13 protein-coding genes are annotated in these 13,540 nt (G+C 34.4%); 8 read left to right on the top strand and 5 right to left on the bottom strand.

Features of this window, described 5'->3' with window-relative positions; all coding sequences use genetic code 11:
- The first annotated feature begins 59 nt into the window (after positions 1-59).
- From EZ428_RS01500 to EZ428_RS01475, 6 genes are all read left to right on the top strand, one after another.
- A complete protein-coding gene (locus tag EZ428_RS01500; protein ID WP_131551340.1) occupies positions 60-350 on the top strand; it encodes a hypothetical protein in 291 nt (96 codons plus the stop codon).
- 231 nt (positions 351-581) lie between these two features.
- On the top strand, positions 582-2,879 hold the full coding sequence (locus tag EZ428_RS01495) for a TonB-dependent receptor (RefSeq protein ID WP_131551339.1): 2,298 nt from the start codon (positions 582-584) through the stop codon (positions 2,877-2,879).
- Positions 2,880-3,216: 337 nt separating this feature from the next.
- Positions 3,217-4,044 carry an ABC transporter ATP-binding protein gene (locus EZ428_RS01490; RefSeq protein ID WP_131551338.1) on the top strand — a complete coding sequence of 276 codons (828 nt, stop codon included), beginning with the start codon at positions 3,217-3,219 and terminating at the stop codon, positions 4,042-4,044.
- Positions 4,045-4,057: 13 nt separating this feature from the next.
- Entirely contained in the window at positions 4,058-4,885 is an 828-nt protein-coding gene (locus EZ428_RS01485) for a hypothetical protein (protein ID WP_131551337.1), read from the top strand.
- A gap of 17 nt (positions 4,886-4,902) precedes the next feature.
- A complete protein-coding gene (locus EZ428_RS01480) occupies positions 4,903-5,277 on the top strand; it encodes a GntR family transcriptional regulator (protein ID WP_131551336.1) in 375 nt (124 codons plus the stop codon).
- Between the two features lie 4 nt (positions 5,278-5,281).
- Positions 5,282-6,139 carry a GIN domain-containing protein gene (locus EZ428_RS01475; protein ID WP_131551335.1) on the top strand — a complete coding sequence of 286 codons (858 nt, stop codon included), beginning with the start codon at positions 5,282-5,284 and terminating at the stop codon, positions 6,137-6,139.
- Positions 6,140-6,194: 55 nt separating this feature from the next.
- Here the strand turns inward: EZ428_RS01475 and hutH are convergent, their stop codons facing one another.
- Positions 6,195-7,682 carry a histidine ammonia-lyase gene (gene hutH / locus EZ428_RS01470; RefSeq protein WP_131551334.1) on the bottom strand — a complete coding sequence of 496 codons (1,488 nt, stop codon included), beginning with the start codon at positions 7,680-7,682 and terminating at the stop codon, positions 6,195-6,197.
- Positions 7,683-7,776: 94 nt separating this feature from the next.
- Between hutH and EZ428_RS01465 the strand changes: the two genes are divergently transcribed.
- Positions 7,777-8,760, top strand: coding sequence for an alpha/beta fold hydrolase (locus EZ428_RS01465; RefSeq protein WP_131551333.1), 984 nt, complete (start codon positions 7,777-7,779; stop codon positions 8,758-8,760).
- 24 nt (positions 8,761-8,784) lie between these two features.
- Here EZ428_RS01465 and EZ428_RS01460 read toward each other — a convergent pair whose 3' ends face one another.
- Positions 8,785-9,798: a Gfo/Idh/MocA family oxidoreductase gene (locus tag EZ428_RS01460; protein ID WP_131551332.1), complete on the bottom strand. Its 1,014-nt coding sequence runs from the start codon at positions 9,796-9,798 to the stop codon at positions 8,785-8,787.
- A 66-nt stretch (positions 9,799-9,864) separates the two neighbouring features.
- Between EZ428_RS01460 and EZ428_RS01455 the strand changes: the two genes are divergently transcribed.
- On the top strand, positions 9,865-10,209 hold the full coding sequence (locus EZ428_RS01455; protein WP_131551331.1) for a hypothetical protein: 345 nt from the start codon (positions 9,865-9,867) through the stop codon (positions 10,207-10,209).
- 228 nt (positions 10,210-10,437) lie between these two features.
- On the opposite strand, the gene EZ428_RS01450 is transcribed toward EZ428_RS01455, so the two are convergent.
- The 3 genes from EZ428_RS01450 to EZ428_RS01440 form a co-directional block, all read right to left on the bottom strand.
- Positions 10,438-11,118 (bottom strand): OmpA family protein, encoded by a 681-nt coding sequence (locus EZ428_RS01450; RefSeq protein WP_131551330.1) that lies wholly within the window; start codon positions 11,116-11,118, stop codon positions 10,438-10,440.
- 249 nt (positions 11,119-11,367) lie between these two features.
- Positions 11,368-12,063 (bottom strand): ABC transporter ATP-binding protein, encoded by a 696-nt coding sequence (locus EZ428_RS01445; RefSeq protein WP_131551329.1) that lies wholly within the window; start codon positions 12,061-12,063, stop codon positions 11,368-11,370.
- A gap of 3 nt (positions 12,064-12,066) precedes the next feature.
- Positions 12,067-13,539 (bottom strand): DUF5687 family protein, encoded by a 1,473-nt coding sequence (locus EZ428_RS01440; RefSeq protein WP_131551328.1) that lies wholly within the window; start codon positions 13,537-13,539, stop codon positions 12,067-12,069.
- Between the last annotated feature and the right edge of the window lies 1 nt (position 13,540).

The following is a 13,540-nucleotide window of genomic DNA, read 5'->3' as shown; positions in this document are numbered from 1 at the left end:
GTTTGTCAAAGAAATTGAAAAAGAGACGTTTACATATTCAACGAATTTTAACCTTGGTGATGCTTTGGGTATTTTCCCTTGCCATTACACCTTGGAGCGCTTTGCATCATCACGCAGAGGTCGCTACTAGTTCAGTCGAGAAAAACTGCACACATAAGGTTCACGTTAAAACCAATGCAGATACCTGTTTAATTTGTAAAGCTCATTTCGAGAAAAATTATACCATTTCAAGTGCAACTTTCATCACTTATTTAAATAGTAAGTTGATGTCTAAAAATATACCAATTGTAACCAGTTCATACACCGAACTGATTTCTACCTCACTAAGAGGACCTCCAGTTTTTTCATAATACTTCTAGAGGCGTCATGCTGTCCCGATAATTACCTGGATTATTTCAGCATCTTTTATGCATTGTTAAATCACCAAAGACCCTGAAATAAGCAGAGAAGCTTTCTTGAAGTCAAAAATTCAATAGAAGCTACTGAAAAATTCAGGGTGACGCAATTACTAAAAATTTATTGTCTAATTGTTCGATAAATGGATGGCTTCAGCTATTCCTCTTTATCTTAAATATATTATTATGAAAAAGATACACCTATTACTGGTTGTACTAGTTACTTTTTTTACCCTACCAACTTATGCCAATGTTTTAGCAGAATTTAAAGGGAAGGTTACCGATGCCAATACAAAAGAGCCACTTTCTGGCGCTACTGTTTATATCTCAGATTTAAAAGCCACCACTACAACCAATGTAAATGGAGAGTTTACTTTTACCAATGTACCGGCAAAAGGAAAGTTTTTGGTAGAGGTTAGATACGTTGGCTATAAAACTACTTCTCAGCAAGTAGATTTAAGCTTAGCTAAAGAAATTACTTTTGCTTTAGAATCTTCTGTTATTGAAAGCGCTGAGGTAGTAATTACCGGAACACCTTATAGCTCTAATAACAAAACAAATAGTTTGGCAGTAGTTTCTGTAAATCGAGAAAAGTTAGCTCAATCTGCTGGTACAAATATTATTGATGCCATTTCTAAAGTTCCTGGAATTTCTCAAGTAACCACTGGTGGCGCTATTTCAAAACCTTCAATTAGAGGTTTAGGGTATAACAGGGTTTTAACTATTGTTGATGGAGCACGAGAAGAAGCCCAACAATGGGGCGATGAACATGGCGCAGAAGTAGACCAGTTTTCTGCCAATAGAATTGAGATTTTAAAAGGGCCTGCAAGTTTACTTTATGGTTCTGATGCTTTGGGTGGGGTAATCAATATTATTGATGATTTGGTGCCGCCAGCAGGAGATTTTAATGGAAATTTCACAACTAGCCATGGAACTAATAACGGTTTAACTGCTTCTTCTTTAATGTTGCAGGGCAATACAAATGGTTTTGTTTATCGCGGTCGTGTTTCTTACAAAAATGCTTACGGGTTTAGCTACAAAGATAAAACAGTACCGAACTCGGGATTTAACGAGACTAATTTTAGCACAATGCTTGGTTTAAATAAAACTTGGGGTTATGCGCATTTAAGCTTATCGAGATTTAATACCAATGTTGGTTTAGTAGAGGAAGGTCCAGATGCTAATGGCGATTATTTAGATGAAGATGGTAATGTAATTTCAAACAGTGATGCTAGGACAAGAAAACTAGGATTACCTTTTCAAAACATTAATCATTATCGTGCTGCAATAAATAGTAACATCCTTTTAGGCGGTGGACAATTGAAAACCACCTTGGCCTTGCAAAGAAACATTCGTAAAGAATTTGAAGAAAGTAAGGATGAACCTGGATTAAATTTAGGATTAAACTCTTATACCTATGATGTTAAATATTCTTTCGCCAACAGTGGAACTTGGGAGCCAACAATTGGTGTACAAGGAATGCATCAAACCAATGTAAATGCTGGCGATGAGTTTTTAATTCCAGATTATGTGAGTGATAATATAGGAGTTTTTGCCTATTTGAAACGCAACTTTAAAAATGGTGCGTTAAATGCAGGTGTGCGTTATGATTATAAAAATATAGATGGTGCTGACTTATTTGAAAATGGAACTCAAGTTTTTAAAGCTTTTAACAACAACTTCTCAAATATTTCTGGCTCGCTAGGTTTTGCTTTTGAATTGGCTAAAAACTTAAACCTAAAAGGAAATGTGGGTTCTGGTTTTAGGGCGCCAAATATTGCCGAACTTGGCGCAAATGGTAAACATGAAGGTACTTTTAGATACGAAGTTGGAAACAGCAATTTGAAGCAAGAAACAAGTTTGCAATTTGATTTAGGTTTAGCATATAATGCGGAGAAAGTAACCTTAGGATTGAATGCTTATAGCAATCGCATTTACAATTACATTTATCCAGGTAATTTCAATAATGAAACTATCCCGTATGATGAAGAGGATGGAACAACTAGTATTTTACCTCTATATCGTTTTGTGCAAACTGATGCGCAATTTTTAGGCGGAGAAGCATCTATAGATTTCCATTTGATTAAATCACTTCACTTTGAAAACACATTTGCTTACGTACGGGCAAAAAACTTAGCAGATAATTCTGCATTGCCATTTATACCAGCAGCTAGTTTAAATAATGAATTACGTTTTGAGCCAACAATTAAAGGATTAAGCGATAGCTTTATTAAAGTTGGAGTTACAAACGTTTTTAAACAAAATCGCTTTGATAGTTTTGAGACAGAGACTGATGGTTATACTTTATTAGATGCAGGTATCGGAACTTCTTTAAAAGTTAAAAATGGTAAAATCAATATCTGGTTAACCGGACAAAATTTAACTGATAAACTTTATTACAATCACCAAAGTAGATATAAACCAGAAGGAATTTATAATCCAGGAAGAAACGTGAGCTTGGGTATTAGCGTTCCTCTTTTGTAAATATTGGATCACTAGTTCATTAGTTCAATTGTTCATTGGTTTGCAAAGCTGCAGCCTATCGGTTGTTGCCTCACCGACCGAAACAAATTATTAGCCACAGATTAACAGATTTTAAATCTGCGAATTTGTGGCTTTTTTAATGCGCATTTGTCGTCCTGAGCCTGCGAAGGACCTCTGTTCAGAATTCCTTTAATGAGATTCTTCCCTGACTGTCCAGTAGGCAGGCTTCGTCAGAATGACAAAATAGAATGATAAAAAGAAAAATAAATCACAAATAATTTGGTGGTTTCAAAAATAGCTCATACTTTAGTGTATTATTTAACTAATACAGTAGAGAATGATTAAAATTAACAACCTAAATTTTGGTTACAGCAAACATCAACTGTTATTCAAAAACTTGAGCATGCAATTAAGCAATGGTCATATATATGGATTGCTTGGCAAGAACGGTGCTGGTAAATCAACCTTATTAAAAAACCTAGCCGGATTGGTGTACGCTGAAAGCGGAAGTATGGATGTGTTAGGCTATAATCCTGCAAAGCGTCAACCTGCTTTATTAGAGCAAATCTGTTTTATTCCAGAAGAGTTTTATTTGCCATCGGTTAAAATAGATGCTTATGTAAAAGCAAATGCAGTTTTTTACCCAAACTTCGACCATCCTTATTTTACGAGCCTGTTAGCAGAGTTTGATATTCCGGTAGGACAGAAATTAATTAATATGTCTTATGGTCAGAAGAAAAAGGTAATCATCGCCTTTGGCTTAGCTACAAATGCCAAACTAATCATCATGGATGAGCCTACAAATGGTTTGGATATTCCTTCAAAAGCACAATTTCGTAAAATCATGGCATCGGCATTAACAGAAGATAGATGTATTATCATCTCTACGCACCAAGTAAGAGATTTAGATAACCTAATTGATACAGTGATTATGCTTGATGAAAATAGCGTTGCCTTAAAAGCATCGGTAGAAGAGATTACTGACAAATTGGTATTTAAACGAGTTAAAGAAATTGATGAAACAGTAATCTATTCAGAGCCATCACTAGCTGGTTTCAATGCCGTAATGCCAAACTTTCATAAAGAAGATAGTAAGCTCGACTTAGAGTTGCTATTTAATGCTGTATTGGCGGAAAAAAATAAACTAAAACCAATTTTTAACTAAATCTTAAACAGACATGAACAACACATTTAACATACAACGTTTTGGTCTTTTGTTGAAGAGACAATGGCTAGAATTTGGCAAAATTTATTTGATCAGCTTATTGGTTGCATTAGGTGTAATCGTTGCATTTTATGGTTTCGCCTTATGGAAAGCCTTCACTTACGCAGATTCGTTTTCTCCAAGAGACCTGAACTTTAGAGAGCCCTTATTTTTAATTTTCGGCTTCATCTTTATCAGTATAATTGCAAGTAGTTATTTTGCACACTTGGGTCAAAAACCAAAGGCGATTATTGATTTGTTGATACCAGCCTCAACTTTTGAAAAGTTTTTAACTGGAGTTTTCTTTACTTCAATTTTGTCAATCGTAAGTTTTTTATTCTTGTTTTACATTACAGACTTGGCATTCGTATCAAAACTAAGAGGAATGTATACCAGTGTAGAACAAATTACACCTTATGTACACAATGGTAAGGAAATAACAAGTATTGATCACATCGCTTACTTTTTCAGCAAATATAGTGGTCGTGATAAATTTCTTCCATTGTATTTCTTCCCATTTTTTGTGACCAGTGTTTTCTTATTGGGTTCAATCTTCTTTAATAAATTCCACTACATTAAAACTGCAATTTGTGTAATGATTTTCTCGGGAATCTGGACTGCCATTGTAGTTAAGTCAGGTGAGTGGTTATTTGAAGGGAAGATTATGATTGACCAAGAAAACAGAAACATGAACCATATGTCGCAGAATACAGGAGAATGGTTGGGTGTACTTTTAATAGTAACTCTTACTGCAATATTCTGGAGCATCACTTATGTACGCCTTAAAGAAAAAGAGGTTTAATTTTAAACGGTATAGATATGGAATTTAGAGATAACAAGGCAATATACCTTCAAATAGCAGCTTACGTTTGTGAGCATATTTTACTTGGCAAATGGAAAGTAGACGAGAAAGTTTCCTCGGTTAGGGAAATGGCAGTAACGCTAGAGGTAAACCCGAATACAGTAATGCGTACTTACGAGTTACTGCAGAACAAAAATATAATTAGCAACAAAAGGGGTATTGGGTTTTTCGTAGCCGAAGATGCATTGAAAAATGTAAAGGACTACCTAAAAACACAATTTATAGAAGAAGAACTACCTGTAGTTTTTAGAAATGTTTACTTGTTAAACATCGGGTTTGATGAATTAGAAACTCGCTACAACACTTTTGTTAAAGAAACTTTTAATCCTTAAAGAGATGAAATTAAGTAATAAATTATTAATCGCTTTTGCAGCTTCACTTATTTTAATTCCGTTTTTTGGGATGATATTTGTATCTGCAACAATGTATAAAACTGGAACTTACAAAGAGAATGTTCTTAAAATTGAAAATTTTAGCACACCCACTAAAAATATGGAAAGCTTAGCTATTTCATCTCCATTTGAATCTGTTAATATTGCAGATGCTAAAGGAATGGTGTTAAATGTACAGTTTATTAAAGACGATAAGTTCGGCGTTAAAATCCAGGATGATTTAAAAGGTTTAGTCACTGCAACCGTTGATACAAATGGTCAGTTACAGATTGTAATTAAAGATAAACCTAAATCTGAAGAAAATAGACACAGGTATTATATAAACATTTATGTTTATTCTCCAACTATAAAGAGCTTAAATGTGTCGAATGCAAATGACATCAACATCATGGCTGTAACAGATACTTTAAGTTTAAGTATTCAAAAATCTACAGGTATTTCATTTGATTCTGAAACACATATTAAACAATTAAATGTAAAAACAGCCGATGTTGAAGGTATTCGTTTTAGGGAAGATGATATTAAATCTATTAAATTAGATTTGCACAACACTAATTTTTATAGTGAAGAGAGTTCTTTTGAGAATGTTTCAATTACCACTAATGGTAAATGTGAAATTGAGTTTATTGGAGACCGTGATGTTCAGAACAAATACACCATTAACAATTTGAGCTTGATTACAAATGGCATAGCCGATGTGAAATTGGGAAATATTAAGGTTTCAAACTGTTCAGGTAAACTTTCAGACGAAACTCAGGTGCAAATGCCTGCGGTTAATTTGAACCAAATGTATAAGAAGTAAGTTTTAATCATCGGATGAATATGGGCAATGCAACCAATATTCATCCGATGACTATTTAGATTTTTCTATCCCTCATAAACTCAACGCTCACTTTGATGTCAGTTGATAAAATCCGATCAGCCTCGTTAAAGGAAACAACTTTTCGATAATCATTCACCAATTTTTCAATTTTAACTGATGATTTTTCTGGCAATCTTAATTCTAGTGCTTGGCTTGCTGTTAGGAGTTCTATAGCCAAAATTCTTTCTAAATTATCGCAAACGCGAAGACATTTTGTTGCAGCATTTGCCCCCATACTTACATGGTCTTCTTGTCCGTTACTGCTCACAATGCTATCTACAGAAGCAGGTGTACACAATTGTTTATTCTCACTTGCAATTGAGGCTGCTGTATATTGAGTAATCATTAATCCCGAATTTAATCCAGCATTTTTAACTAAGAATGGAGGTAGTCCTCTTGTTCCGGAAATCAATTGGAAAATTCTTCGTTCTGAGATAGAACCCAATTCGGCCAATGCCAAACACAGAAAATCTAATGTTAACGCCAAAGGCTGTCCATGGAAATTGCCAGCTGAAATAATTAAATCCTCATCAGGAAAAACATTCGGATTATCTGTTACCGAATTCATTTCGGTTTCAAATACAGACTTAATGTAATTGATACTATCCTTACTTGCACCATGCACCTGTGGCACGCAACGGAAAGAATAAGGGTCTTGGGTTTGTTTGCCTTTTCTAGCAATTAATTCACTTCCTTCTAGCCAGTTATTAATACTTGCAGCGGTGGCAATTTGCCCTTGGTGTGGCCTAATGAGGTGACTCAAAGTTAAAAATGGGTCAATTCTGCAATCAAATGCATCTATTGAAATGGCAGCAATTGCATCAGCCCACACAGAAAACTGTTGGGCTTTTAGCAAACAGAAAGTCCCATAAGCACTCATGAACTGTGTTCCATTTATCAAGGCTAAACCCTCTTTGCTCTGCAAGGTTAAAGACGACCAACCTAAATTTTGATAAAGCTGTTTGGTGGTAATTTTCTTGCCTTGATAATAAACTTCCCCTTCGCCAATTAAAGGTAATGCCAAGTGTGCCAATGGGGCTAAATCGCCAGATGCACCTAAAGAACCCTGTGTATAAATTATAGGTAGAATATCGTGGTTGTAAAAATCTACTAGCCTTTGTACGGTTGTTAAGGCAATAGCCGAATGACCATAACTTAGCGATTGTATCTTTAACAGCAGCATCAATTTTACAACCTCATTTGGTACTTCTTGCCCGGTTCCACAAGCGTGAGATAACAATAAATTATGTTGAAGTTGAGTAAGATTTTCTGCCTCAATCTTTACGTTTTGTAAATAGCCAAATCCAGTATTGATACCGTAAATCGGGTCTTCGTTATTGCTTAATTTATCATCGAGGTATTTTCTGCATTTCTCAATGCGTTCTATAGCTTGAGTAGATAATTTTATAGTTAAATTTTCTTCAATTATTAGCTCAATAGTGGACAATGATAATTGCCCAGAACCGATTTCGTAAACTGTCATGTATTTCTATTTGGTGGCGCAAAAGTATAAATAATGGTTAAATTTAACACAATCAAGAGTAATCATTGTTTTCTTTTATCAACGTTTAATAAATATGAAACCATTTTTCTTAGCCATTATCTGTCTATCCTTCGGAATGAATGTCTTAGCTCAAAAACAAGATACTTTATCTATTACTTTAGAAAATGTAAAATATGCTTATAATGTTCAGTTCTTTAATGTCCCGGCTGAAGGTCAAGATTTAAAAATGGCTTATATGGATATTGCACCAGCTGCAACCTCAAATGGTAAAACAGTCGTTTTATTTCACGGTAAAAATTTTGGAGGATATTATTGGACTAACGTAATTAAAGTATTATCAGCAAAAGGATTCAGAGTTGTTGTGCCTGACCAAATCGGCTTTGGTAAATCGTCAAAGGCTTTTATACATTATAGTTTTCATCAAATGGCTAAATGGAATAAGCAACTGTTGGATAGTCTTGGTGTTCAAAAAACATCAATTTTAGGGCATTCGATGGGTGGAATGTTAGCTACTCGTTTTGCTTTACTTTTTCCCGAAAAAACAGAGAAGCTATTATTGGAAAATCCTATAGGCTTAGAAGATTACAAAACGTTCTTGCCTTACATCAATACACAGCAACAATATAAAACAGAGTTGAAAGCTAATGCAGAAAGCATTAAAAAATATTATCAAACTTCTTATTTCACCAAGTGGAAATCAGAATATGACGAGTTAGTTCGTATAGCTGCAGGGCCAACTTTTAGCTCAGATTTTCCTCGATATGCTAAAGTTGCAGCAATGACTTTTACAATGATATTTGAACAGCCTGTGGTTTATGAATTTGCCAATTTAAAAGTGCCAACAGTTTTGTTTATTGGCAAGGAAGATAAAACAATTGTAGGCAAGGCGTTGTTAAGTTTAGAAGAACAAGCCAAACACGGTCGGTATAAAATTTTAGGGAAGGAAACAGCCACTAAAATTCCTAATGCTAAACTTATAGAATTTGAAAACTGTGGGCATATCCCTCACTTAGAAGTACCCACTGAATTTTTAGCAGCGCTGATGAAGAATTTATAAAGTCCCCTTTAGGGGATTTAGGGGTTAACTCTCCAATATTTCCAATTGTGTTAAAATATCTTCCTCTGTAATTGGATAAGGTTTTTCGTTAACTATGTTCTGATAAACAGCTTCAAATATCCCAGGATAATCTCCTTTTTCTGAAGCTATAAAGTCTGCCGTTCTTCCACCATCTTCAGTAACCAATGTTAATTTCCCCGCATCATCAGGATTTTCAATCCCATAACCATCTTCAGTTGGTTTCATTCCTTTTAGTAATTGTGCTTCCTGAACATCAGCATGGTTCTTGCTAAACGAACCCATCATTCCATTTACCACAAATGCGGATTGGATATCTACAACCAACATACTTGCTGTAAGAAAAACATTTAGTTCATTTGGATAAGTCAATTGGATAGCAAAGTAATCATCAACCTTTGTGTTAACACGATTTTTGCTTAGTATTTTATTAAACTTTTCTGGCTTGCCAAATAAAGCAATAGCTTGGTCTAATAGGTGTGGACCTAAATCATATTGCAAACCTGTTGCTTCTACTAATTCCTCCTTAAAAGTTTTCGGACTTATTTCATTCCTGTATCTATCATAACGAAAATGAACCTCAACTAATTTGCCTAATTTGCCACTTTCAATTACTTTTTTTACTGCATTAAAACCACTATCGTATCTTCTATTTTGATAAATGAAGGCTTTTTTACCTACACTTTTTGCTAAAGCGAATAGTTCTTTTGCTTGTACTGTAGTAGCAGTAAATGGTTTTTCTACCAAAACATGCTTGCCTGCTTTTAATGCTTGCTTAGCATATTCATAATGTGTGTTATTGGGTGTGTTAATGATAACTAAATCAATTGTATCATCATTTAACAATTCTTCAACACTGTTATAACTAATAATTTCTGGGTAATCATCTTGAGCGATTTTACGATTTCGCTCTACAATACCTTTTAAATTGAAACCTGGATGTGTACTTACAAATGGTGCATGAAATACCTTGCCAGACATACCATAAGCCAATAGGCCAGTGTTGATTTTACTGTTCATGACACAAAGCTAAAAATTTGACTTATATGTGCGTTAAACTGTTTGTCATAAAAGTATATTTGTACCATGAAGCCAGCAGAAATACACGCTAAATGGAAAGAGTTACAGAAAAAAATTTCTGAAGAATTTGATTCTGATACACCAGATTTGAAAGTGATTCTGTTTTTAATTGGCGTTCAAGAATTAGGCAAAGGCCCAGGTAAATACAGTAAAAGGCAAAAAGAAGAGTTAATGCATATTGCAACTTGTCGTTTGTTAAGTGAAATGGGTTTTTACGAATTAGAAGGATTAGACCAGGATGGTTGGCCACATTGGAAGTTGGTAAAGCCGGTCCCATCTTATGCTTTAATGGAGCAAGAGTTGTTGCTTAAAGGTTTAGCAATAACTTATTTCGAGGATATTTATTCTTAAAGTTGTTAGTCACCCTGAGCGAAGTCGAAGGGTCTAATTTGCGATTAATAATTTGGGCGTTTTAACACGCTGTCCGCTGTATCTTTTTAGCTGTCCTTCGATTACACTCAGGATAATAGCCAAAAAGGATGCCGCTTCCATCGTTAACGCTAAATTTAACATTAAAAAACCCCGAAACAAATTAATGCAACGGGGCTTTTAAGTTTATATAGGTAAATATAAATTTTATTATTTGCCTGAGGCAGCAGCTTCTTTTTTCAATTGATCGTTTGCAACGATTACAATCTCTACTCTTCTGTTTTCTGCTCTACCAGCTTCAGTTGCGTTATCGCCAATTGGCTCTGCAAAACCTTTACCAACAGTAATTAAACGTGAAGCAGGAACACCTTGAGAAACAGCATAAGCTTTAACAGCTGCAGCTCTCTTTTGAGAAAGTGTCATGTTATATTCTTCAGTACCACGGCTATCTGTATGTCCGATAACTTTAATATCAGTACCTGGATATTGATTCAATGAAGTAGCTAAAGATTGGATGTTAGTTTTAGCAGCATCTTTTAAAGCAAACTTATCAAAGTCGAATAAAATACCACTGTCAAATTTAACGATGATACCTTCACCTTCACGAATTACCTCCGCATTTGGAATTGCATTTTGAATTTCGGCAGCTTGTTTATCCATTCTTTTACCAATGAAACCACCAGCTGTACCACCAACAGCAGCACCAATAATTGCACCTACTGCAGTGTTACCTGCTTTTTTACCAATAATACCGCCAATAACACCGCCAGCTGCAGCGCCAATACCAGCACCTTTTTGTGTGTTCGTTAAACTATCACAACCTTGAAATGTCATTGCTCCTAATGATAGGGCAATACTTAATGTTGCTATTTTGAATTTTGAAGTCATCATTTTATTACAATTTAATTTAGTAATAAGCGTTATTCAAACCTAGTGCCAAGTGCAGCACTAATTATTCGATTGTTGTAAAAAGCCTTCTTTTTTATTGTCACACAGCGATTTAAATTGAAAATCTATAATCTTAGTTTTTATTTAATCAAATAAAATGGCCAATCTTATACCTCAAATTGGGTATCCGATTGACCATAATTCTATACATTAATCTGTTAGCCTTCTCTTTTAAGAGTGGGTGAAGGGAGCTTACTCTGCAAAATAAGCTTCCAATTCCTTCAATGTATTTTCATCTGTATGGAAGTCTTTAATGACTAACCCTTTTTCTAAAAGGATAATCCTATCACAAACATCAGTTACATGATTTAAATCGTGACTAGAAATTAAAGTAGTTAAACGATGTGTCGCTTTTAAGGACTTAATCAAAGTCTTTAATCTAATTTGCGTAGTTGGGTCTAAATTTGCAAAAGGTTCATCCAATACCAAAAGCTCAGGCTTTTGCATCAGCGCTGCTGCAATGCCAACTTTGTTCTGGTTTCCTTTAGAGAAATCTCTTATATATTTACCTCGATTTAAAATTTCGCCATTAAAAAATTCATCGTATTGTTTCAAATAATCAGCAACATCAGCTACGCTTAAATGATGTAAGCCACCAATGAAAATGAAATATTCTTCTGGAGTTAAATAATCTATTAAAAAACCTTCATCTAAATAAGAAGCGGTATAATCTTTCCAATGGTCGTTATTGGCCACATTTTGGTCTTTTGATAAAACTTCGCCGCTATCGGGTCTAATTAAATCAAGCAACATTCTAAACATGGTTGTTTTTCCTGCACCATTATTACCCACTAAACCAACGGTTTCGCCTGCACGAATGTTCAAGCTTTTAATGTCAACTACAGTGCGACCACCGTATGATTTTTTTAATTGTTTAATCTCTAACATATCTTATTCTCTAAAGCCTTCAGCTATTTTATAACGTTGTTTCTCAAATCTTTTAACTAGTAAGTTTATCCAGAAGTTACGCATCAATAATGTAATTAATCCGAAAATTGCAATGGCTGCTAAACCCCAATAAGGTTTATTTAATATGCCAAAAGGTAAATAAATAAAAACTGGAACTAAAATAAATGGCAGGCCCAAAATCCACTGAGTGGCACCCACACCCTGCCAATTAAAGCTCGCACCTTTAGTAAGGTCCAATCGTTTATAATTCATTGTAGCAAAATAAAGTACAATTACTGTAGCAAAGCCGATGTTATAGAGATAAGCTGCCAAATGCATCAACAAAAGCTTATAACTCATGAAACCATAAAAACTGGCCAAAAGAGTTATAATAGTACAGCTAATGGTAAACAATAGGAATTTAGCCTTAATGAAATTCTTGAAATCAATCTTGTTGACTAGCAAGCCATCAAAATGAGTGCTTTGCCAAGCAAACATAAACTGTCCGTAAGAAATGATGGTAATGCCTGTCATAAATAGTGCAGCAAAAAGCATTTTTCCAAATTCGTCCTTCGCTATCATAGGTGCTTTATAAAAGATAAAGCCATAAGCGAGAAAAGCAAACCCCATAAAGATAGAACCACGAGAACGCTTATGCCTTAAAATCAATTTTAATTCTAATGCTGCCAATTCACCAACTTTACCATAACGATTTAAAAAGGCATAATCAGTACTTACTTTTTTATCATCTTTTGTACTTAACTCTTCTGTATATAAATTAGTGCGTAGGTAAATAGAATTGATAAAGAATATTATTCCCGCTGCTAAAGTAAATGCCAATCCTAAGAAAGGATATTTTACAACAGTCATAAAAATAAAGTTTGATGCAGCCCTTACGGAAACAATGTTGTAATAATCCAGACCAGCAAATACAGCAACAAAACCAATAATTAAACCGAAATATGCAATGTTATTTATTGATTTTCTTTTTAGATACAGCACCAAATAATTATTGAAAACTGTAAGCGAAAGAATAGATACGATATACATTATCCCAGTTATTGCGCCATAAGTTGTCCCAATTTTAATAATGCTAAAAGGAATAAAAATAAACAATGGCAAAAGATTAAAGAACGAGAACAACGATTTTATGTTCAAGAAATTAACGATTGTCTTTTTACTGATATTTAAATGCAAATAAGGAATTATACTTAGTGTTGGTAGTTCTTGCATTTGTGTTCTAATACCTAAATCAAACAAGAAATAATATAAAATAAACCCGTTAAAAATTACAATAACATTCTTGCTGGGAAAGAATTCTTGGATGAGGTAACTCATTCCAAAGCCAAGCCCAATAGCCGCCACTAAGAAATAGAGCATAAAAAAACCAAGTAGAATTTGAGCAGCAATACTGCCAGCTTTGTTTCGGCTACGCCAAAAATCTTTCCATTGATGGCTTAAAAAAGTTGATAGCATA

This window comes from Pedobacter frigiditerrae, assembly GCF_004331645.1.
Classification (GTDB): domain Bacteria; phylum Bacteroidota; class Bacteroidia; order Sphingobacteriales; family Sphingobacteriaceae; genus Pedobacter; species Pedobacter frigiditerrae.
Note: the sequence above shows the minus strand (reverse complement) of the source record. Positions and strands in the feature narration are given on the sequence as shown.